Below are 22,001 nucleotides of genomic sequence, written 5' to 3'. Positions count from 1 at the left end.
CTGTTTAGACTGGTTTGCTTCTTTGTTTTTTGTCAGATTAGTTTCTGGGAATTTTCCCACGCGGTGAATTTTTGTTTCAGAATAGTTATCTAAAATCATCTTTTAGAAATAGTGTTGTAACCGCATACAAAATGTATTAGTATTTAGTCAACAAGTAATAACTAACGAAATGCTTAGCGCTGAGCAGTAGAGTAGAAAGGAAATTAGATTTTATGATGGAGAAGTTTCAGCGTTTTGGTGGCGCTATGTTTACTCCAGTGTTACTCTTTTCTTTTGCAGGGATAATGGTCTCAATTGCAACTGTAGCTAATAATGAGCTATTTGTTGGAGGACTTGCAGCGGAAGGGACACTGTGGCATTTATTTTGGAAAATTGTTGAAAATGGTTCTTGGACTGTTTTTAATAATATGGAACTATTATTCGTTATTGGTTTACCGATAGCATTGGCAAAAAAAGCAAATGCTCGAGCCGTTATGGAAACAGTGGTGAGTTATCTCACGCTAAATTATTTTATTAATACGATATTGACTTATAAGGACAAAGCTTTCGGTGTAGATTTTTCTCAAGATCCTGGTGGTATCAGTGGATTAAAGGCTATCGCGGGGATTAAGACCTTGGATACCGGGATTATCGGTGCTATTTTGATTGCTTCGATTGTCATTTATTTGCATAATCGTTATTTTGAAAAATCTTTGCCTGAATTTTTAGGAACATTCCAAGGTTCTTCCTTTGTTGTTATGGTTGCATTTGCCATATTGTTACCAATAGCGTTTTTAATTTGTTTCATTTGGCCAAAAGTGCAATTGGGAATTAGTTCCCTACAAGTCATGATGGCGTCTTCTGGCGTTATCGGTGTATGGATATATACATTCTTAGAAAGGATACTGATCCCTACGGGACTTCATCACTTTGTTTATACACCATTTGTTTATGGCCCAGCTGTTGTTGAGGGTGGGATTACCCAGTACTGGTTCTCTCATTTAAATGAATTTGCAGCTTCAAAAGAATCCTTAAAAACGTTATTCCCAGAAGGTGGCTTTTCACTTCACGGAAATTCTAAAGTATTTGCCTCACCTGGTATTGCTGCAGCATTTTATTATACTGCTAGAGTGGAAAATAGAAAAAAAGTTTTGGCAATGATGATTCCCGTAACGTTAACAGCTGTATTGGCTGGTATTACGGAACCTTTAGAGTTTACTTTCTTATTTATTGCACCACCTTTATTTGCTATTCATGCGGTATTAGCAGCTTTCTTGGCGGCAACCTTGTATTTCTTTGGAGTAACAGGCGATTATGGTGGTGGTCTGATAGACTTTGTAACTAGAGGGTGGGTTCCGATGTTTGCCAACCATTCAGCCACTGTTTTCACGCATATCTTGGTTGGTTTAGTTTACACTGTAATCTGGTTCCTTGTGTTTAGATTTTTAATTCTCAAATTTAATGTGATGACACCAGGGAGAGCGGTAGATCCAAATGCTGAAATGAAATTGTACTCCAAACAGGATTACAAAGATAAAAAGAGCGGTAAGACTGATTCATCAGAAAATAGTGTGTATTTAGAGCGTGCAGCAGCTTTCTTAGAAGCTGTAGGTGGCGTTGAAAATATCGCTAGTGTGACTAATTGTGCGACACGTCTTCGTTTAACCGTTAAAGATGAAGGACTTGTTCAAGATGATGCCGTGTTTAGAGCTAGTGGGGCTCATGGCTTAGTTAGAAAAGGTAATAATATTCAAATTATTGTTGGTTTAGATGTTCCACAGGTTAGAGAGGAATTCGATAACTTAGTGAAATATTCAAAAGACAAGTTATAGGAGGATTAGTAATGAATAACCGTAAACCAGTTTCTATTGTTGTTGCAGGTGGGGGATCAACCTTTACACCAGGTATTATCATGATGTTGCTTAATCATCAGGACAGAATGCCAATTCGACAAATTAAATTTTATGATAATGATTACGACAGACAAAAACAAGTTGCCGATGCTTGTGAAATATTGTTAAAAGAAAGAGCACCAGAAATCACATTTGTTTCTACAACTGATCCCGAGACAGCCTTTACAGATGTAGATTTTGTCATGGCTCATATACGCGTTGGTAAGTATGCCATGCGGGAAAAAGATGAGAAAATTCCGCTTAAATACGGTGTGGTCGGACAAGAGACTTGCGGGCCTGGAGGTATCGCATACGGTATGCGGTCAATTGGGGGTGTTATCGAGTTAATTGATTTTATGGAAAAATACTCACCAGATGCATGGATGTTGAACTATTCTAATCCAGCAGCTATTGTAGCTGAAGCAACTCGCAAGTTACGACCAAATAGTCGTATTATCAATATTTGTGACATGCCTGTAGGTATTGAATATCGGATGGCAGAAATTCTAGGCCTTGAATCTCGTAAGGATTTTGTCGTTCGCTATTATGGTTTAAATCATTTCGGCTGGTGGACTGATATTCGAGACCATGACGGAAATGATCTGATGCCCCAATTGAAAGATTACGTTCAAAAACATGGTTATGTAACACCAAATGAGCTAGCTAATAAGCATTCTGAAGACGTTGAAGCTAGTTGGATGCATACGTTTGAAAAAGCAAAAGAAGTTGCAGTGTTAGATCCAGACACACTCCCTAATACTTACTTAAAATACTACTTTTATTCACAAGATGAATTTGCACTTGCAGATCCTGATTACACCCGTGCAAATGAAGTTATGGATCATCGAGAAAAAATAGTCTTCACAGAGTGTAATCGTATAGTTGCTGAGGGTACGGCTGTTGATACCACATTTACAGCTGACGACCATGCTTCATACATTGTCGATTTGGCAACGGCATTGGCATATAATACCCATGAAAGAATGTTGCTGATTGTTGAAAATGACGGTGCCATTGAGAACTTTGATTCTACTGCGATGGTTGAAGTGCCATGTATTGTAACTTCTAACGGCCCTGAAAGAATCTGTCAAGGTAAGATTCCTCAATTCCAAAAAGGAATGATGGAACAACAAGTGTCAGTGGAAAAACTGGTTGTAGAAGCTTGGGAAGAAGGTTCTTATCAAAAATTGTGGCAAGCTCTCACGCTTTCAAAGATGGTTCCAAACGGTCGTGTTGCTAAACAAATTTTGGATGACTTAATTGAAGCAAACAAGGAATACTGGCCAGAACTTCGATAAGGCTTTTCGTCAATTGGTTTAAGTGGGATGCCTGTCATTGGCATCCCCTTTTGAATGCTAAGTCAAACACTGCTAATTTTGGTATAATGCTATTACCAATAATTTCATAAGAAGGTTTTAAAAAAATATGATTGAGCAGTTAATAGCAGAGCACCAAAAAGTGCTGGGAGAACTAGATAAGGATATTGTTGCTTACATGTTAGAGAACAAGGAGGTATTGCATACTTTAAGCATTACTGACTTGGCTGAAAAGACCTTTACTTCAAAATCAACCGTTTTACGCTTAGTAAAAAAGCTTGGCTTTTCTGGTTATTCTGAATTTAAATATGCATTGAGGCAGGAGCATAATAAGCAAAAGGTTGATTACTTTAGTGATTCAATGTCATTGCAATTGGTGGATATTATGAAAACTTTGGATTTACTTGAGAAAGTTGATTTTACCGAGATTTTTGAACTGATTCATAATGCAAAAATTATTTATGCCTATGGGACGGGGTCTTCGCAGCGGAGAATTTTATCAGAATTTGCAACACTCCTAGTTCCACTTGGTAAAACAATTATTGTCATCCCCAATAAGACAGAGTTGGATTTAACAATGCCAGTTATCTCGAATCGAGATGCTTTTATAGTAGCGTCTTTAAGTGGTTCGACTCAAAATATTCAGGCTAATTTTTTAGCTCTCGAGTTAAGAAAGGTTCCTATCATTAGTATTAGCAGGTTGGGTGATAATTTTATGAATAAGCACTCGGATTATGCTATTCATTATCAAACGACGCCTTTTCAGTTTACACCCAATCAAACCACTGATTCTTTAATGCCTCTTAATGTGACAATGGATTACATATATAGGAAAATAATTGATTACAATCTTAGACGGTGAGAGATATGTTTAACGTTAAAACTAATACAGCACGATTTTACAAAAGGATTTTACTAGGCTATTGGATAATATCTTGTTTAGCAATAGTGACGTATTTATATATAAGAGCCATTTCTTCTGGCGAAGGCTTGCAAACTTTACTGCAAAATCAAGTAACGTCTGCGATTAGTTTTTTAGTTGCAATGATAACCCTAGGGAATTTTTTTATACTTAGTAACGAAAAGAAATTCAATTTTTCTGAAGATGATGCCAAAGGTGTTTTATATGCTATACTGGTTCAGCAGTGCTGCATGCTAAATCTTTTAGGCGCAATTCTTGTTTTTTTATATTTGAAATCAAAAAAAGATACTTTTAACTTAAGTCTGGCAAAGGTGCAACCAAGAATAAAGGGGTTAATGCTAGCGATACTGTTAATAGCTGCTTTCTTGTTATTTGTTTTGCTAAGGCTGCGCTTTTTTGCATAAAATAGGTCTAGTGGCTGCCCGAGGTCATGTGCTTTAAAACTGACTTGATTTATAGCTTTTCAAAACTCCTCTTCTCACATTATCAACTGTAGTGGAAGGCTTATCAGTAAATAGAAAAGCAAATGCCCTGCAGTGGCTAGCTAAAAAGAGAGACCTTAGAGGGTCAGCTTGAAGAAAAGTGGCTGCTTGTTAAGTGTAGCGGATAATTTATCATTAAATAAAAGAGAGGATCGATTGGTTCTCTCTTTTGGCATGTTCAAAGTGATGAGCGGTTTGCTTTCGAAGTTGTTAAGTTTTTAGAAGTTGAGGCTTCAGCCTTTGGCTGCTTCTGATTAGTTTATCGTTTTTTGACTTAACTTTGATACGTCGTCACTGTTAACTTGCCCTACTCATGCTCTTCGAAAATCAAAAGCAAACCTTGTTGACTTGATTTCATGACCGTCAGTTCTATCTGCGTTGGCGTCGCTTAGTTTACTTTTGATTTGCATTGAGTATGAGCACTGCCCGTGTCTCAACTCCTTGTTCTGAAAGTTAACTCATTTGACTATAGTAACCAGTTTTAGGTTGACTTTAGGAGCAGATGATTTCTATGCACTTTCGAGTGTCTAACGAGATCTTTGGAATAAAATGAGGCAGTATTTTTTTCATTATTTTATCTGAAATCGCTTTACAATTTTTAAAAAGGTGTTATAATAAGGTTACAATTAACGCAAACGCTTGCGTAAATTCAACTAAAAGACATCATGTCTGGAAATTGTGAGGAGAGGTCACATGAAAGGAAAATTTCAACAAATTTTTAGTTTCGAGTTTTGGCAAAAATTCGGAAAATGTTTGATGGTTGTTATTGCGGTTATGCCAGCGGCTGGTTTGATGGTTAGTATCGGGAACTCTATTCCCTTGATTAATCCCGACTCGCCTCTATTGGCTAACATTGGGAATGTTGTTGCTCAAATTGGTTGGGCAGTTATTGGTAATCTTCATTTGCTTTTTGCTCTGGCTATCGGTGGTAGCTGGGCTAAGGAACGTGCTGGTGGTGCCTTTGCAGCTGGTTTGTCATTCATCTTGATTAACCGTATTACTGGTGGTATCTATGGTGTTTCAAGTGCCATGCTTGCCGATCCAAAAGCAACCTTGACAAGTTTCTTGGGCACTAAGATGGTAGTCGCTGACTACTTTACAAGTGTTTTGGAATATCCTGCTCTTAATATGGGGGTATTCGTTGGTATTATCGCTGGTTTTGTTGGTGCAACAGCTTATAACAAATACTATAACTACCGCAAATTACCAGACGCTTTGACTTTCTTTAACGGTAAACGCTTTGTGCCGTTTGTGGTTATCCTTCGCTCTGCTATTGTAGCGATTGTATTGGCAATTTTCTGGCCAGTTATCCAATCAGGAATCAACGGCTTTGGTAAATGGATTGCTTCATCACAAGACACAGCGCCAGTATTGGCACCATTCTTGTACGGTACTTTGGAACGTCTACTCTTGCCATTTGGTCTTCACCACATGTTGACGATCCCAATGAACTACACATCACTAGGTGGAACATATGACATCTTGACAGGTTCAAGTGCAGGTAGTCAAGTATTCGGACAAGACCCACTCTGGTTGGCTTGGGTAACAGACTTGGTAAATCTTAAAGGTGCGGGTGATACAGCTGCTTATAATGATTTGTTCAACGCAGTGACACCAGCGCGTTTCAAAGTCGGTCAAATGATTGGTGCGACTGGTATCTTGATGGGTCTTACACTTGCAATGTATCGCAATGTTGATCCTGATAAGAAGAAAAAATATAAAGCCATGTTCGTCTCAGCTGCAGCAGCGGTATTTTTAACCGGTGTTACAGAACCTCTTGAGTACATGTTCATGTTTGCTGCAATGCCACTTTATGTGGTCTACGCACTCCTTCAAGGGGCAGCCTTTGCTATGGCGGATGTTGTCAATCTTCGTGTTCACTCATTTGGTAACATTGAGCTCTTAACTCGTACCCCTATGGCGATTAAAGCTGGTTTGGGAATGGATCTTATCAACTTTGTTTGGGTATCTCTTCTCTTTGCTGGTATCATGTACTTTGTTGCAGATTTCATGATTAAGAAAATGAATTTGGCAACTGCTGGTCGAAATGGTAACTATGATGCTGACATGCTTAACGACTCTTCAGAAGCTGAAAGCAATGGTACAGTTGCAGATGCTAATTCACAAGTTGTTCAAATCATCAATCTTCTTGGTGGAAAACCAAACATTGCTGATGTGGATGCATGTATGACTCGTCTTCGCGTTAGTGTCAATGATACTGAAAAAGTTGCTTCTGAAAATGCTTGGAAACAAGCTGGTGCTATGGGCTTGATTGTCAAAGGAAATGGTGTTCAAGCAGTTTATGGACCAAAAGCAGATATTCTAAAATCTGACATTCAAGATTTATTGGATTCAGGCGCAGAAATCCCAACTGTAACAGTCAAAGAAGCTGACGCTACAACTACAAGTCACACAAACTTTAAAGGCATTGAAGAGATGGTAGCAAGTGTTGCTGACGGTAAGGTTTTAGACATCGCAGAAGTGTCTGATCCAGTCTTCTCACAAAAAATGATGGGAGATGGCTTTGCGGTTGAACCTGAAAATGGAAACATCTACTCTCCAGTAGCTGGTGTAGTGACTAGTGTCTTTCCAACTAAGCATGCCTTTGGACTGCTAACAGATAGCGGTTTGGAAGTGCTAGTTCACGTCGGTCTTGATACGGTAGCCCTCAATGGTGCGCCATTCTCAGCTAAGGTTACAGATGGTCAACGTGTGTCTGCAGGCGATCTCTTAGTTGTTGCAGATCTTGAGGCTATTCGCTCAGCTGGTCGTGAGGTGACAACGGTTGTTGCCTTTACCAATACTGCAGAAATTGAAACTGTTACACTTGAAAAAACAGGTCATCACTCTGCTAAAGATGTGGTTGCACGCGTTAAACTATAAGTGTTAAAATAACCATTATAAACATAGAATCTGAGTTAAAAGCTCGGATTCTTTCATTTATGATAGCAGCTTAGAAATCCTTGTACTTATATGAAAATCAAAGTCAGATTAGGCAACGCTGCTACTGATAGAACTCAAGCTCATCAAATCAAGTCAGCAAGGTCTAAGTTTGATTTTCAAAGAGTCTAAGTTGGTTTTGTTAGCTTGCTTATTCGAGGTATTAGCTCTAGGTTTAGTACCTATTTTGGAAGTATCGATAGTGGGATTTTATAGTCTTTTGAATTCACTTTGCTACATGGTCACTTTCGACTTGTCGTACTCAAGTACTGTCCGTGTCTCACTTCCTTGTCTGAAAGCTAATTCATTTGACGTATAATAAGATCCACAGTAAAGAAAGGAATCAATCATGAAGTTACTAACTTTAAATACGCATTCATGGAGAGAAGAAGACATGGAAATAAAGTTCCAAGGCTTACTTTCAACTATTTTAGAAAATGATTATGATGTTATCTGCTTGCAGGAAGTCAATCAGCTTATTGAAGCTAGAGAGGCAGAAGATTGTCTTCATTACCAACCTTTAATGGTAAACCCACCGATTCACGAAGACAACTATGCTTTAAAGTTGGTTACCGCTTTAAAAGAGGAGGGCGCTGACTATCCTTGGTCTTGGGTGTACAACCATATCGGTTACGATTGCTTTCATGAAGGTGTCGCTATTTTATCCAAGACACCGATTGAAGTGCTTGATATTTTGGCTTCAGAAACGGTAGATCCTACTGATTACCATACCAGACGAGCGCTTTTAGCACGTACAAAGATTGCTGGACAAGAGATTTCGATGGTTAGTTTGCACCTGTCGTGGTGGGAAAAAGGCTTTGAAGTGGAATGGTTGAAACTCTCCCAAGCACTTGCCTCTGAAAAAAATCCCCTCATTCTCATGGGGGATTTCAACAACCCTACAGGAAATGAAGGTTATCAACAAGTTATCAACAGTTCACTGAACCTCAAGGATAGTCATATGGCAGCAGAACAGTCTTTTGGCGACCACACCATTCTGGCTGATGTTGATGGTTGGGAAGGCAATGATCTAGCGCTCAAAGTAGATCATGCATTTGTAGATAAGTCTTTCGAGGTAAAATCCTCAAAAGTTATCTTTGACGGAAAAAACAGCCCAGTGGTTAGTGACCATTTTGGTTTGGAAATTGAGATAGTCTAAGAAAAAGTCCTGATGATCAATGTCATCAGGACTTTTTAAGGTCTGACAGTATGAGAGCTTTGGCGGTTTCTAGAGAAATTGTCTTCCCTAGCTTTGTTTCGGGAATATCTGTCAGATAATCTTTCTCGACCCACCACCGCTTGAGAGACTCTTCTCCAAACTCGTTAGCCTTATCACGTGTGGCGTGTCGTTTTAGTGTTTCATCGAAAGGTAAGTCGTAGTAGTAAGCCTGAATATTTTTAAAGCCGTAAAGGTCTATTATCCTTAGCCAGACTGGTTGGTACCAATCTGATTTTAGGATGCCTTCTAAAATTGTAGTTTGGCAATTATAAAAACCAAAGTTTAATAGTTCAAGAAGAAGAGGAATAGTTGGAGTATCAAAGCCGTCGTGGGCGTGAAGCATGGTTCGTCTTAGTAAATCTTGAGATAGTAAAAGCGTATTTTCTCCCAATTCTTCTTGAAGAGAGTGAGCTAGACTGGTTTTCCCTGAGCCGGCGTTGCCTCGTAGAATGATTAATTTTGGCATAGTCGTTCACTTTCTATAATAATGTCTAAAATCTTCCTCAATCCTCTGATGGATGGTTTGAGAGTCAGCTCCAGTGGTGTTGAGAGTGATATTGACGAGAGGGTAGCCCATTTTGAGGTTGGCTTTTGTAGCATAGCGTTGAAAGGGGGTCATTTTTGCCAAATAGGCATCGTGAGATTTGACCTCGACACTGATAAAGGTCTGGTTGAGCATGTGGCGAAGTTCTACGTTTTCAATGTCTTTCCAAGGAATAAACCCTATAGCTAAGGCCGAAGAGTTATCAGTGATTCCCTGTTCGTCAATGATTAGTAAGGGACGAGGGCTGAAGATTCTTTTGGTGTAAATGACCAAACAAATGCCAAAAAAGGCAATTGAGGGAAGTCCTATCAACTGAATGGGGAAACTAGGGATTGTGAGAAAGCTTAGCCCTATTAGGACAAAGCAGAGAGCTCCAAATGCGTAGATGATATTTCCTATTTTTTTATGAGGGATAATAATAGGTTCGGACATGTTTTCTCCTGCGGTGTGGCTTTCCTGTAGGCTTTGCTGGTTTTAAAGTCGGTGAGGTAAATTGCACATGAGCTTAGTTAAAAAGCTTTGGTAGATGAATGCGTAGGTTTTCTAAGTCAACTAGTCAATCATTTCACTTTGGAGGTAGGCATCAACCAAGCGCTCGGTGGCTTCTACTGAGTCTGTATGTGTACGTTCATAAGAGTGGCTGGACTCGATACCAGCACCAAGTAGCGCATGTTTGACCTCAGCACCTGCGCGGACAGCAGCAGAGGCGTCACTGCCATAATATGGGTAAATATCAAGCTTGTAAGGGATATGTTGGTCTTCGCAAAGAGCGACCATGTGTTGACGGAGTTCGTAATGGTAAGGACCAGAAGCGTCCTTGACACAGATAGAAACAGTGTATTCATCTGTTGCTTGATCATCTCCCATAGCCCCCATATCAACAGCCAAGTATTCTACAGTTTGAGGTGGAAGGCTGGAGTTGGCACCGTGTCCGACTTCTTCAAAGGCTGAGAAGTAGAAGTGGGTTGTATATGGCAGTTCGATGCCTTCTTCTTGATAAGTTTTAAGAAGTTCTAGGAGAATGGCTGCGCTGACCTTGTCGTCGAGGTGACGTGACTTGATGAAGCCATTTGGAGTGACCACAACTCTTGGATCAAAAGAAATGAAATCTCCAACTTCAATACCTAGAGCGCGTGTTTCCTCGGCACTGGTAACTTTTTCATCTAGACGCACTTCCATGTTGGCTTGATTACGTTCGGCAGTTCCAGCGTCTTTATAAACATGAACAGACGTCTGATGCATGAGGATGGTTCCAGAAATCTCCTTGCCATTTTTGGCGATGTGGACGGTACAGTTTTCACCTTCAATGGCGTTATAAACAAAGCCACCGACCAAGTCCATCTTAAGGCGACCGTCTGGTTTAATGGCACGAACCATGGCTCCCAGTGTATCCAAATGTGCAGTGACTACACGATGTTTGTCATCATCTTTGCCTTTTACAGAAACCATAATCCCCCCTTTGTGGGTACGAACAGGTTCATAGCCAAGACTTTGTAGCTCTGATGTCATGTAATTCATAATAGTCTTGGTAAAACCAGTTGGAGATGGTATGTTGGTTAGCCTTGTGATGTAATCTACGGTTGTTTTCATAAAAAATCCTTTATAAGCGTATTTCTAATGTTTAATAAAAATTCAGTTCAAAAAACGAAGACGGGTCAAGCGATAATAAAGCGAGAAGCCGAGCATTTTATCCTAGATTCCTCAATGCTTTGGTTACTTCTCAAAAGCCTGCCAAGCGTCCAGAACAATAGGAGCAATGCGTTCTATATCAGCCGATGTTCCTCGAAGTTCAAAGTCAGCTAACATGGGAAAACCAAATTGTTCAGCGTACTGTTTGGCTGAGAGGCAATACTGATTGTTGAAATTACGGTTACCAGAACCGATGATGCCAAAGCAGTTTTTATAGTTATCATGGGCTGCGATGAATTGTCGCAACGGTGTCGTCAGAATCTCGGTGTCACCAGAATCCAAGCCATTTCCGCCCTCGAGATAGGTCGGCAGTAGGGCAAGGAAAGGCTCTTTAACAGGAAAAGTTTCGTGTTTAAGCTCTTTGATGTTAATCAATCTGGAGTCAATGTTGTGTTTTTCTTTGAGAAAACTAGCAAAACGTGTGACAAAGCTGTGAGTGTTTCCACTGAGACTGACGTAGACAAGGGTAAGTGTAGACATAGTGTTTCCTTTCTAGTTGTAATTATAAAGAAAGTTATTTTAAAATACAACTTTTATCCAGAATGAAAGGAAGCGTTTTATTTTATTGCAATATTTGATTTAAACAGGGTTGACAATGCTTTTTATTAGTGCTAACATAAAAATATGAAACGTTTCACTTTTTTATAAAAGGAGTTAAAGATGGTTAATGATGCTTACAAACAAACTGCCACTTCTATCATTGAATCGGTTGGCGGGCAAGAGAATATTTCAACAGCTGTCCACTGTGCAACTCGTCTAAGATTGGTTATTAAAGATGAATCAAAAATTGACGTTGAAAAGATTGAAAGTCTAGACTTAGTAAAGGGACATTTTAATAATGGCGGTCAGTTTCAAATTATTTTGGGAACAGGCATTGTGAATAAGGTTTACGAAGAGTTTATGGCTTTAGCTAATCTATCGGAAGTCAGCAAAGAGGAATTTAAAAATACCGCTGCAACTAAACTTAACCCTCTGCAAAAGATTTTAAAAACCCTAGCGGATGTTTTTGTGCCTATTTTGCCTGCCTTGGTGGCATCAGGTTTGCTGATGGGCTTGAACAATGTTCTAACGGCTAAGGGACTGTTTATTTCAGGAAAAACATTAGTAGAAGTGTATCCACAATTTGCAGATATAGCAAGTATGATAAATCTTTTTGCTAACGCAGCTTTTGTTTTTCTTCCAATCCTTATTGGATTTTCTGCTGCTAAGATATTTGGTGCAACTCCAGTTCTCGGCGCGGTTATTGGTGCGATTATGATTCACCCAGACTTATTAAATGGTTATGGGTACGCAGAAGCCTTGGCTAATAATACTCTCCCATTTTGGAATATTTTTGGACTAAAAGTGGCGCAGGTTGGTTATCAAGGTACTGTTTTGCCAGTCATTGCAGCTTCCTTTGTATTAGCTATTATTGAAAAAACTTGTCGTAAGGTTGTTCCAGCTATTTTAGACATGATTATTACACCGTTGATTTCGATACTATTTACTGCATTGATTACATTTGTGGTGATAGGTCCAATCATGAGATTTGTGGGGGATAGTTTGACGGGGTTAGTCCTGTGGCTTTTCTATGATTTAGGAGCTGTCGGAGGTGCTATATATGGCGTTCTTTACCCCCTTTTAGTTATTACAGGTATGCATCATAGTTTAGTAACGGCTGAAATGCAAATTTTATCTAATATTGAAACGTTAGGTGGTTCCCCAACTTTTGCAGTTGTGTCTGCTTCAAACGTTGCACAGGGAGCTGCTGCCTTGGCGATCTTCTTTTTAATGAAGAATGACTTGAAGCTAAAAAGTATCGCTCCCGCAGCCGGAACCTCAGCGCTTTTAGGGATTACTGAGCCAGCACTTTTTGGTATCAATTTAAAACTGCGTTATCCATTCATTGCAGCTTTGATAGGTTCAGCAGCAGGTTCTGGCTATGCTACGATGATGAAAGTATTGTCTGTTTCACAAGGTCCTGCTGGGATTCCAGGTGTCATTGTAATGAGACCTCAATCAATGGGGCAATTTTTAGTGGCGATTACTATTGCCTTTGCGGTTTCATTTGTGATGACCTTTGTGTTACATAAACTATTCTTGAAAAAGACAGTTGTTTGAGGACTAAGTTATGGAATGGACGCGTGAAGAACGTTATAGGCGATTAGAAGATGTTACGCAAGAGGCTTATCAGAAATTGTTAGAGCAGGTTGCAAAATCTCCCTACCGCCAAAAATTTCATATACAACCTAAGACAGGTTTGTTAAATGATCCTAATGGATTTAGTTATTATAAAGGACGCTACCACCTTTTTTATCAATGGTTTCCTTTAGGACCCGTACATGGTGTTAAATACTGGTATCATGTGTCATCCGAAGATTTGCTGAATTGGAAAGATGAAGGCGTAGCTCTAAAACCAGATAGTTTTTATGATAGCCACGGTGTTTTTTCAGGAAGTGGTTTAGTGGTAGAAGATGAGTTACATTTATTTTACACGGGAAATACTAGAACGGCAGACTGGATAAGAATCCCCTACCAGTGTCATGCTGTTATGGATCAGTCTGGAAATATCAAAAAAGCAAAATTCCCCCTAATTTCAGATAGCCCAAGCGGGTTTACGGATAATTTCAGAGACCCTAAAGTAATCGAATATCAGGGGCAGTACATCTGTTTAATTGGTTCAGAAACTACCGATAATAGAGGAAAAATCGTTTATTATAAATCTGAAAATTTAGTAGATTGGGAGTATCAAGGAACTATTGATACCGCTGATTATAGCAATGCTGGTTATATGTGGGAGTGCCCAGATTACTTTGAGCAAAATGGTCAAGGCGTGCTATTGTTCTCCCCTCAAGGAATGTCAGCTGAGGGCGAAAAATATCGCAATATTTTTCAGTCTGGTTATCTGATGGGAAATCCTATTGACTTTAGTACAGGTCAGTTTCATCATAATAAATTCAAGGAATTAGATAGAGGATTTGATTTCTATGCCCCTCAAACGATGCAAGATCACCTAGGTCGTCGACTCTTAGTCGGATGGCTAGGGCTCCCGGGAGTGGATTGTGTGACAGATGCCTATGGTTGGGCACACTGTTTGACTCTGCCGAGAGAATTGGTTGTTGAAAAAGGTCATCTTTATCAACGCCCTGTCAAGGAATTGGAAGGCTTGAGGAAGTCCCACAGGCATTTTGTTGGAGACTTAAATGATGAAACCTTTAGCTTTTCTGAAACGTCTAGGACTTATGAATTACAACTTAGCCTAACCTTAGATGAGCTGGAATACTTTGCTCTAGCTCTTCGTGAGGGAGATGGAGAGAAGGTTGTCTTTTCTTATGATAGTAGCAAAGCCAGATTGCAGTTAGATTTAAGCAATGCTGGTGAAACGGTGACAGCTGAGTATGGTCGCACAAGGTCATGTGAATTTCAAGCAGATAGTTTAGACATCCATTTATTTTTAGATGAATCTAGCCTTGAAATTTTTATTAACGATGGTTTTGAAGTATTTACAAGCCGTATTTTTAGCAAAAAAGACGCCAACGGATTGCAATTGACAAGTAAAGGTAAGACCTCTTACGAATTAGATTTGTGGGAAATTTAATAATCAACATCAGCTTCTACGAAAAATTTAAAATGAGTTTGGGATTACTTCGATCTCAAGCCTGTTTTTAGTTATGTTATAATCGATAAATACAAGCACCAAAGAATGGAGTAATGGATGGCTACGATAAAAGATGTTGCTAAATTAGCTGGAGTATCTGTAGGAACAGTTTCTAAGTACCTCAATGGATTTAAAGTTAAGGAGAAGACCAGAATTGCTGTTGAGGGAGCTATCAAAGAATTGGCATACGAGCCTAATACCTACGCGAAGGGGTTAAAAACCAATCGAACTAACAGTGTGGTTTTGATTATTCCAAGTGTCTGGCATCCTTTTTTTAGTGAGTTGACTTATTATATAGAACAGACTTTAAGGGAGCAGGGGATTAAATTGATTCTTTGTAATACCAGGGATAATTTGGATGCCGAGATAGAGTATGTCACAATGGCTCGTCAAAACAAGGTTGATGGGATTATTGCGATTACCTATAGTAATATCGATAACTATATCACCTCAGACATGGCTGTCGTTAGTATAGACCGTTTTTTTTCAGCTAATACCGATTTTATTTCCAGTGACAATTATCATGGGGGATACTTAGGTGCGGAAGTTTTATCTCAAAGGGGAAGTTCTGTTCTGGCTTATGTGGGTCATGGTTCTTCGTATGAAAATGATACGACAGCTCGCTTAGATGGGTTTAAAGCCTACTGCGAGGAATATGGTATTCCTTACCATCTCTGTTATGATAGTGATTCCCGCAAAGAGTATCAAAACAGACTGATTGAATTTATCAACCAGATAGCCTCTGGTCAAATAAAAGTTGATGGTATCTTAACAGCGTCAGATACGCATGCTTTGAATGTTTACGAATTGTTAACGCAAAGAAATATAAGCGTTCCTGAAGATCTCCAATTAATAGGTTTTGACGGAAGTCAACAAAGTTATTCTACACCTGTATTTCTATCTAGCATCCGTCAAGATGTTCCTGCAATTGCTAAAGAGGCAGTGGCTTGTTTATTAGATCGTATCAATGATCGAAACAACAATCATCCAGTTGTTCGTAAGAAAATCCCTGTTTCTTTTATTGAAGGGAAGACAACTCGGTAAAGAGTAAAAAATCTGGTAGGAAAAGGAAGTAGAGAAGCCCTCCAATTTCATTGAGTAGTAGTAACCTTTTTCTGGATTCTCCTAAGAAAACAAATCAGGTTGAAGAAATCGTCCGAGATGGGCTTTTTCTTCAACCTGAATTTTTATTTTGGAAAACTAGTTTTCTTTACGATTTTTGACTTTAGCAATGAAGCCAAGGCTTACAATTCCTAAGATTGTCATCCAAAGTGAGCTTGTTTCACCAGTATTTGGTAGGGCTTTTGCATTATTTTGTGAGGACATGTTTGCTTGTTTTTCATTGGCAGTTGAAGCAAGTGTCTGTGCATATGCCTTAGCAACCATGCTGTGGATGGCCGCTTGAGTTTTTGGATCCAGTGTTGTTCTTGATGTGTCACCGACTTGATCGTCGTTTGTGTCAACAGTTGGTGTTTGTGCAGTCGTTGTAGGTTCTGTGTAGACGAAACGATAATCTCCAAACCCTTCCATAGTAGTGGATGGGTTGAGGTAGACTAATTCTTGACTACCAGCTACCAAGCCTTTGGCACTATCAGCTGTTTGGAAACGTAAATCGAGTCCTTTTATGGTGTCTGCAAAGCGCCAATTATTATCAGCAGAAGGATTGATGGTTTTTTCAGCCAAAATGTAGTTGATAATGGCTTGGCGATTTTCAAGATTAAGCAAACGATTGATGCTTGCCTTTTTAACCCCAGGGAAGTTTCCAGTAGCACGGTAGTTATTAGTTACGACCATGAATTCTTGATTTGGATCAATGGCTTGACCATTATATTTGAGGTTGCGAACGCGGCTCGCACTAGCATTAACCAAGTTACCGTTGCGGTCGTATTTATTTGGTTGTGTTACATCGAATTCGTATGTGAGACCATCAATCACATCAAAGTTGTAGGTGCGATATTCCATATTGACGAGCGATTGTGGCTTAGTGTCTGTTGGAACAATCTGGTTGAACTGACCTGCAGACATTTCCAACCATTCTTTCAGATCGGCTCCGGTTACTTTTAAGATGGCTGTGACATTGTCGTAAAGGTAGAGATCGGCTACGTTTTTAATCGCGATTGGACCGGCAGGAATGTCAGTATAAGCTGTAGCATCTCCTCTTGTACCAGCCTTAAATGGGGCAGCAGCAGATAGTAGAGGTAGCTCTGCTTCAGGTGTTCCAGCAAGTTCTTGCTTAGCGTACCAGAGCTGTGCGTTATTCACAATCTGAACAGAAGGATCATCTTTGACGAGTGCAAAGTAGCTGTTGATAGGGGCTGTTGTTGTGCCGACCTGTTTACGAACGTAGGCAATGGTACCTTGGTGGGCTTTGTCAGCAATAGCTATGACTCTTGGATCGGCAATATTGCTCTTCGTGTCAATTTCGCGGATTTCAGCGTGGCTCTTGGTAACTTTCCATTTGCCGTTAGTGTAAGTTAAGCCAAGGTCAATGACACCAAGATGGTCTCCATATTTACCAGCCATCGTAACAGGTGTCCCATTGATAGTTCCATTTACCCCGTCAACATTGGGGTATTTTTCGTAAAATCCAGTATCATCTCCTGAAGGGAATTCAGCGTGTGAGTGACCAGTTACGACAGCATCAACCCCTTTGATTCCAGCGATTTGGTAACCAACATTTTCTTCGCCTTCATGGTATTCATCATCGCCGATACCAGAGTGAGAAAGGACGAGGACAATGTCAGCACCGGCTTGGCAGATTTTTGGAACTAATTCTTCTAAGGCTTTAACAGAATCACGAACAGTGACTTTTCCTTCTAAATTTGCTTTATCCCAGTTGAGGATTTGTGGCGGTACGATTCCTGTAATACCAATCTTAAGATTGACTTGTTTACCATCGGCATCTTTGAATGATTTGGTGATGATTTCGTATTGTTTAAAGAGTGGTTGATTACTTGTTGCATCAATAACATTGGCATTGACTACAGGAAGACCAGCAGTTGAAATGACATTTTTGAGGTAGTCAAGACCATAGTTGAATTCATGATTTCCAAGCGTTGAAGCATCGAAGCCAAGAGCGCCAAGAGCTGCATACATGGGGTGTTGTTCCCCTTTTTCAACACGGTCAACCAAGGCTTTGTATGTTCCAAGAGGTGTTCCTTGGATAAGGTCACCGTTGTCGACGAGGACAACGTTACTATTTTCAGCTTTGGCATTATCAATCAAAACGGCAGTTTTAGCTAGACCGATTTTTTGAGATTCCTTGTCTTGGTAATAGTCATAATTGACAAGGTTGGTATGAAGGTCGGTTGTTGAGAGGATGCGAACGTCAACAGATTGTCCTTCTTGAGGAGCAACGGTATCGTTAGTATCAGCTGCAACGGGTTGGGCTGCTGTTGATGTGGCATCGGAGTTAGCTGTAGTAGTTTCAGCAGGCGGCTGTGATTCAGTTACCGTGCTTGTATCGGAAGCGACGGGTTGGTTTGTAGCTGGTGTCGCTTCTACAGTTGGAGCAGTTGCTGCTGGCTGGCTGACGACATTAGTATTAGCAGCTGTCGTTGAACCTGTTGTTTCTTCTGCTTGAACGAGGCTGGCACTAGTTGCAGTAGCAAGAAGAGATAATAACAGGGCGCTTTTTGACCAATAATGCTTTGACATAAGATCTCCTTTTTTCCTAAAAATAATTCACATTAACATTATATAAAAAGTAACCCTTTTCATCAATAACATTTTTGTTTAAAACGAACTTTTTTATTAAAGGATTGATTTAACATTTGCTTTTCATGTAATTTTCTGTTAAATCTTAAAAAATGAGCAATTAGCGAGGGCACTCGTTCCTTTTTCTAAAAAATAGTGTTAAAATAGTTACACTATAAGAGTCTAAGATTGGGTAGGTAGTTAGAATGGCAAAAGCGGTTGATTTAACTGGTCAAGAAGTCGTTGCATTAGCAGCGCAATACATGACGAAAGAAGATCTTGCATTGGTTAAGAAGGGGCTGGAGTGTGCAGAAAAAGCACATGAGGAACAGTACCGAAAATCTGGTGAGCCCTACATCATTCATCCTATCCAAGTGGCAGGGATTTTGGCGGGTCTTCATTTGGATGCTGTGACAGTTGCTTGCGGCTTTCTTCATGATGTTGTAGAAGATACAAACTTTACTTTAGGGGATATTGAAGAACTCTTTGATAAGGATGTTCGTAATATCGTTGATGGTGTTACAAAGCTGGGGAAGGTAGAGTATAAATCCCATGCAGAGCAGTTGGCGGAAAATCATCGAAAGATGCTGATGGCTATGTCTAAGGATATTCGTGTTATCTTGGTTAAATTGGCAGATCGCCTGCATAACATGCGTACCTTGAAACACCTGCCTAAAAATAAGCAAGAGCGTATTTCTCGTGAGACTATGGAAATTTATGCGCCTCTAGCCCACCGTCTTGGTATTAGCCGTATTAAATGGGAACTAGAGGACTTGTCTTTTCGTTACCTCAACGAAGTTGAATTTTATAAAATTTCCCACATGATGAAAGAAAAACGTCGCGAACGTGAAGAACTTGTGGATGAAATTGTTAATAAAATCAAATCAACAACTGAAGAAGAAGGAATCTTCGGTGAGGTTTATGGACGCCCTAAGCACATCTACTCTATTTATCGCAAAATGCGTGATAAGAAGAAACGCTTTGATCAAATTTATGATTTGATTGCTATCCGTTGTGTCATGGAAACGCAAAGCGATGTCTACGCTATGCTGGGCTACATTCATGAACTATGGCGTCCAATGCCGGGTCGTTTTAAGGATTACATCGCCAATCCAAAAGTCAATGGCTATCAGTCTATTCATACTACGGTTTATGGACCAAAAGGACCTATTGAAATTCAAATCCGGACCAAAGAAATGCACCAAGTAGCAGAATTTGGGGTGGCAGCTCACTGGGCTTACAAAAAAGGGATTACTGCCAAGGTTGATCAAAAAGAGTCGGCTCTTGGTATGAACTGGATTAAAGACCTAGTAGAATTACAGGATGCATCCAATGGCGATGCTGTTGACTTTGTTGATTCCGTTAAGGAAGACATTTTTTCAGAGCGGATTTATGTCTTCACACCAACAGGTGCCGTGCAGGAATTGCCAAAGGATTCTGGACCTATTGATTTTGCCTATGCTATTCATACCCAAGTTGGTGAGAAGGCTACGGGGGCTAAGGTAAATGGTCGCATGGTTCCCTTGACTGCCAAGCTCAAAACGGGTGATGTTGTTGAGATTGTCACTAACAGTAATTCTTTTGGACCAAGTCGTGACTGGATTAAGATGGTGAAAACGACTAAAGCGCGTAATAAAATCCGTCAATTTTTCAAAAATCAAGACAAGGAAATGTCAGTCAATAAAGGTCGCGAGATTCTGGTGGACTTCTTCCAAGAGCAGGGCTACGTGGCTAATAAGTACCTTGAGAAAAAACGTATTGAAGAGATTCTACCGAGACTTAGTGTGAAGAGCGAAGAGGCGCTATATGCTGCGGTTGGCTTTGGTGATATTGGTCCGGTCACTGTTTTTAATAAATTAACCGAAAAAGAGCGTCGTGAAGAAGAGCGTGCAAGGGTTAAGGCTGAAGCTGAAGAGCTCATGAAGGGCGGCGAAGTTAAGGCTGAGAAGAAAGATGTTCTCAAGGTCAAGAGTGATGAAAATGGTGTTATCATTCAAGGGGCTTCGGGACTTCTTATGCGTATCGCCAAATGCTGTAACCCTGTCCCTGGAGATCCTATCGAAGGCTACATCACCAAAGGTCGTGGGGTAGCCATCCACCGCCAAGATTGCCACAACATCAAGAGTCAGGAAGGTTATGAACAGCGCTTGATTGAAGTGGAATGGGATGATGCCCACTCTCGCAAAGAATATCAAGCTGAGATTGATATTTATGCCCTCAATCGTTCGGGGATTATCAACGATGTCATCCAAGTGGTTTCAAATACCACTAAAAATATTTCATCTTTTCATGCACAACCAAGTAAAGATATGAAGTTTGCCAACATTCACGTGACCTTTGGTATCCCCAATGTTTCTGCTTTGACATCTGTGGTTGATAAAATTAAGATTATTCCAGATGTGTATTCTGTTAAGCGTACCAATGGCTGATAGTCTTTGATGAATCAGTGGATACCTTGTTAGTGCAACTCAGGTTATGTCTTTTATGCCCTGTCTCCTATCAGAGTGATTTGTCATTTAGTATCTTTGTAGCGTTCAGTTTTAGAGGATTTTACCTCGAGGTAAGTGGTTAAGGGAATTGTAGCTTGTTACTTATGTCAATCTTAGGCTTTCACAACTGTTTCCTCATGAGGCAGTAAAATGTTAAAAAAGGTTGTCAACACGCTGCTTAGTATCTTTGAGTGTGATAGGGTCTTAATGTTGTTTGGTTTGTGTTTGAAAGTGATTAAAGTCAGTTGATTTTTAGAAAGTAAATGAATCTATGAAAATTGTAATTCAAAGGGTTTCAGAAGCGTCTGTGACGATAGAAGAAAAAATAGTCGGTCAGATTGGTCCAGGACTAATGCTTCTGGTTGGTGTTGGTCCGGAGGATAATCAAGAAGACTTGGACTACGCAGTGCGTAAGATTGTCAATATGCGCATCTTTTCAGATGCAGATGATAAAATGAATCTGTCTATTCAGGATATTAAAGGAAGCATTCTGTCTATTTCGCAGTTTACTCTCTATGCCGACACTAAAAAGGGGAAACGTCCTGCCTTTACTGGCGCTGCCAAGCCTGATAAGGCTAGTGCTTTCTATGACCAGTTTAATGCAGCTTTGGCTGAGACTGTTCCCGTTGAAAAGGGTATTTTTGGAGCAGATATGAAAGTTGCCTTGGTCAATGATGGTCCTGTGACTATTATCTTGGACACAAAGAATAAGTAGGATTTTATGAAAATTGTCGTGTTAATTGTGCTAGGTCTATACCTGTCTGTAATAGCTTTTTCAGCGGTTTTAGGCAGTTTGGGAGCTAAAATCATTACCAAACGTAATATGTTGCTGACGCTTTTTGGAGTGCTTGTGACCATTGCTTTTACCTACCTTTATTTCTGGCAGGGCAACAGCAGTGCTATCTATGGTGTTGCCGGAGGTCTTTTTGCAATGTCAGGAATAGCCCTCAATAATGCTGCTAATATGGGACAGCGTCCTAACTTGAAACCCCAATTGATTCGCTTGGTGGTTGACGTATTGATTTTAGTTGCGATGTTTTTAGCGCGTTAAGTGCTTAGAGTTGAGGACATAGCTATCAAGCGTTCCACAAAAGGTGGTTTCATCATTACCCAAAAATAAAATAGCTGTTTTGTAGATACTATGAAACTAATGCTATCTTCTAATCAATGAAGCCAATTATAGTCAAATGAATTAA

The 22,001-nt window shown here is 39.9% G+C and carries 17 protein-coding genes; 12 read left to right on the top strand and 5 right to left on the bottom strand.

Features of this window, described 5'->3' with window-relative positions; translation table 11 throughout:
• Positions 1–212 precede the first annotated feature (212 nt).
• The 6 genes from A3IA_RS0109290 (at position 213) to A3IA_RS0109260 (ending at position 8,690) form a co-directional block, all read left to right on the top strand.
• Complete coding sequence (locus tag A3IA_RS0109290; protein WP_018381048.1) at positions 213–1,811, top strand: alpha-glucoside-specific PTS transporter subunit IIBC; 1,599 nt, start codon at positions 213–215, stop codon at positions 1,809–1,811.
• An 11-nt stretch (positions 1,812–1,822) separates the two neighbouring features.
• Complete coding sequence (locus A3IA_RS0109285; protein WP_018381047.1) at positions 1,823–3,169, top strand: 6-phospho-alpha-glucosidase; 1,347 nt, start codon at positions 1,823–1,825, stop codon at positions 3,167–3,169.
• A 127-nt stretch (positions 3,170–3,296) separates the two neighbouring features.
• A complete protein-coding gene (locus A3IA_RS0109280) occupies positions 3,297–4,049 on the top strand; it encodes a MurR/RpiR family transcriptional regulator (RefSeq protein WP_018381046.1) in 753 nt (250 codons plus the stop codon).
• Positions 4,050–4,054: 5 nt separating this feature from the next.
• Positions 4,055–4,513, top strand: a complete 459-nt coding sequence (locus A3IA_RS0109275) for a hypothetical protein (RefSeq protein WP_018381045.1) — start codon at positions 4,055–4,057, stop codon at positions 4,511–4,513.
• Between the two features lie 771 nt (positions 4,514–5,284).
• A complete protein-coding gene (locus A3IA_RS0109265; RefSeq protein ID WP_018381044.1) occupies positions 5,285–7,474 on the top strand; it encodes a PTS transporter subunit IIBC in 2,190 nt (729 codons plus the stop codon).
• A gap of 403 nt (positions 7,475–7,877) precedes the next feature.
• A complete protein-coding gene (locus A3IA_RS0109260; protein ID WP_026217657.1) occupies positions 7,878–8,690 on the top strand; it encodes an endonuclease/exonuclease/phosphatase family protein in 813 nt (270 codons plus the stop codon).
• A 25-nt stretch (positions 8,691–8,715) separates the two neighbouring features.
• Here the strand turns inward: A3IA_RS0109260 and A3IA_RS0109255 are convergent, their stop codons facing one another.
• From A3IA_RS0109255 to nrdI, 4 genes are all read right to left on the bottom strand, one after another.
• A complete protein-coding gene (locus A3IA_RS0109255) occupies positions 8,716–9,216 on the bottom strand; it encodes a kinase (RefSeq protein WP_018381042.1) in 501 nt (166 codons plus the stop codon).
• A gap of 6 nt (positions 9,217–9,222) precedes the next feature.
• Complete coding sequence (locus A3IA_RS0109250; RefSeq protein WP_018381041.1) at positions 9,223–9,726, bottom strand: STM3941 family protein; 504 nt, start codon at positions 9,724–9,726, stop codon at positions 9,223–9,225.
• A gap of 120 nt (positions 9,727–9,846) precedes the next feature.
• Entirely contained in the window at positions 9,847–10,884 is a 1,038-nt protein-coding gene (locus A3IA_RS0109245) for a M42 family metallopeptidase (RefSeq protein WP_018381040.1), read from the bottom strand.
• A 123-nt stretch (positions 10,885–11,007) separates the two neighbouring features.
• Positions 11,008–11,463, bottom strand: a complete 456-nt coding sequence (nrdI, locus tag A3IA_RS0109240; RefSeq protein ID WP_018381039.1) for a class Ib ribonucleoside-diphosphate reductase assembly flavoprotein NrdI — start codon at positions 11,461–11,463, stop codon at positions 11,008–11,010.
• A gap of 180 nt (positions 11,464–11,643) precedes the next feature.
• On the opposite strand from nrdI, the gene A3IA_RS0109235 reads away from it, so the two are divergent.
• The 3 genes from A3IA_RS0109235 to A3IA_RS0109225 all read left to right on the top strand — a co-directional run bounded on the left by A3IA_RS0109235 (position 11,644) and on the right by A3IA_RS0109225 (position 15,664).
• Entirely contained in the window at positions 11,644–13,083 is a 1,440-nt protein-coding gene (locus A3IA_RS0109235; protein WP_018381038.1) for a sucrose-specific PTS transporter subunit IIBC, read from the top strand.
• 10 nt (positions 13,084–13,093) lie between these two features.
• A complete protein-coding gene (locus tag A3IA_RS0109230) occupies positions 13,094–14,560 on the top strand; it encodes a glycoside hydrolase family 32 protein (RefSeq protein WP_018381037.1) in 1,467 nt (488 codons plus the stop codon).
• 117 nt (positions 14,561–14,677) lie between these two features.
• Complete coding sequence (locus A3IA_RS0109225) at positions 14,678–15,664, top strand: LacI family DNA-binding transcriptional regulator (RefSeq protein ID WP_018381036.1); 987 nt, start codon at positions 14,678–14,680, stop codon at positions 15,662–15,664.
• 156 nt (positions 15,665–15,820) lie between these two features.
• Here A3IA_RS0109225 and A3IA_RS12070 read toward each other — a convergent pair whose 3' ends face one another.
• Positions 15,821–18,277, bottom strand: a complete 2,457-nt coding sequence (locus tag A3IA_RS12070; protein WP_018381035.1) for a bifunctional 2',3'-cyclic-nucleotide 2'-phosphodiesterase/3'-nucleotidase — start codon at positions 18,275–18,277, stop codon at positions 15,821–15,823.
• A 245-nt stretch (positions 18,278–18,522) separates the two neighbouring features.
• On the opposite strand from A3IA_RS12070, the gene A3IA_RS0109215 reads away from it, so the two are divergent.
• The 3 genes from A3IA_RS0109215 (at position 18,523) to A3IA_RS0109205 (ending at position 21,856) form a co-directional block, all read left to right on the top strand.
• The gene (locus A3IA_RS0109215) at positions 18,523–20,745 is read left to right on the top strand and encodes a RelA/SpoT family protein (RefSeq protein WP_018381034.1); all 2,223 of its coding nucleotides are present in this window, start codon (positions 18,523–18,525) and stop codon (positions 20,743–20,745) included.
• 331 nt (positions 20,746–21,076) lie between these two features.
• The gene (dtd, locus tag A3IA_RS0109210) at positions 21,077–21,520 is read left to right on the top strand and encodes a D-aminoacyl-tRNA deacylase (RefSeq protein WP_018381033.1); all 444 of its coding nucleotides are present in this window, start codon (positions 21,077–21,079) and stop codon (positions 21,518–21,520) included.
• 6 nt (positions 21,521–21,526) lie between these two features.
• Positions 21,527–21,856, top strand: a complete 330-nt coding sequence (locus tag A3IA_RS0109205) for a hypothetical protein (RefSeq protein ID WP_018381032.1) — start codon at positions 21,527–21,529, stop codon at positions 21,854–21,856.
• Positions 21,857–22,001: the final 145 nt, after the last annotated feature.

It is taken from the genome of Streptococcus thoraltensis DSM 12221 (assembly GCF_000380145.1).
GTDB classification, from domain to species: domain Bacteria; phylum Bacillota; class Bacilli; order Lactobacillales; family Streptococcaceae; genus Streptococcus; species Streptococcus thoraltensis.
The sequence above is the reverse complement of the archived record's forward strand: the minus strand, read 5'-3'. Positions and strand labels throughout refer to the sequence as shown.

What these genes read in the sequence shown, in the direction of transcription:
- A3IA_RS0109290 (WP_018381048.1), top strand. Translation starts at nt 213, where the DNA reads ATGATGGAGAAGTTTCAGCGTTTTGGTGGCGCTATGTTTACTCCAGTG.
- A3IA_RS0109285 (WP_018381047.1), top strand. Translation starts at nt 1,823, where the DNA reads ATGAATAACCGTAAACCAGTTTCTATTGTTGTTGCAGGTGGGGGATCA.
- A3IA_RS0109280 (WP_018381046.1), top strand. Translation starts at nt 3,297, where the DNA reads ATGATTGAGCAGTTAATAGCAGAGCACCAAAAAGTGCTGGGAGAACTA.
- A3IA_RS0109275 (WP_018381045.1), top strand. Translation starts at nt 4,055, where the DNA reads ATGTTTAACGTTAAAACTAATACAGCACGATTTTACAAAAGGATTTTA.
- A3IA_RS0109265 (WP_018381044.1), top strand. Translation starts at nt 5,285, where the DNA reads ATGAAAGGAAAATTTCAACAAATTTTTAGTTTCGAGTTTTGGCAAAAA.
- A3IA_RS0109255 (WP_018381042.1), bottom strand. Translation starts at nt 9,216, where the DNA reads ATGCCAAAATTAATCATTCTACGAGGCAACGCCGGCTCAGGGAAAACC.
- A3IA_RS0109250 (WP_018381041.1), bottom strand. Translation starts at nt 9,726, where the DNA reads ATGTCCGAACCTATTATTATCCCTCATAAAAAAATAGGAAATATCATC.
- A3IA_RS0109245 (WP_018381040.1), bottom strand. Translation starts at nt 10,884, where the DNA reads ATGAAAACAACCGTAGATTACATCACAAGGCTAACCAACATACCATCT.
- nrdI (WP_018381039.1), bottom strand. Translation starts at nt 11,463, where the DNA reads ATGTCTACACTTACCCTTGTCTACGTCAGTCTCAGTGGAAACACTCAC.
- A3IA_RS0109235 (WP_018381038.1), top strand. Translation starts at nt 11,644, where the DNA reads ATGGTTAATGATGCTTACAAACAAACTGCCACTTCTATCATTGAATCG.
- A3IA_RS0109230 (WP_018381037.1), top strand. Translation starts at nt 13,094, where the DNA reads ATGGAATGGACGCGTGAAGAACGTTATAGGCGATTAGAAGATGTTACG.
- A3IA_RS0109225 (WP_018381036.1), top strand. Translation starts at nt 14,678, where the DNA reads ATGGCTACGATAAAAGATGTTGCTAAATTAGCTGGAGTATCTGTAGGA.
- A3IA_RS12070 (WP_018381035.1), bottom strand. Translation starts at nt 18,277, where the DNA reads ATGTCAAAGCATTATTGGTCAAAAAGCGCCCTGTTATTATCTCTTCTT.
- A3IA_RS0109215 (WP_018381034.1), top strand. Translation starts at nt 18,523, where the DNA reads ATGGCAAAAGCGGTTGATTTAACTGGTCAAGAAGTCGTTGCATTAGCA.
- dtd (WP_018381033.1), top strand. Translation starts at nt 21,077, where the DNA reads ATGAAAATTGTAATTCAAAGGGTTTCAGAAGCGTCTGTGACGATAGAA.
- A3IA_RS0109205 (WP_018381032.1), top strand. Translation starts at nt 21,527, where the DNA reads ATGAAAATTGTCGTGTTAATTGTGCTAGGTCTATACCTGTCTGTAATA.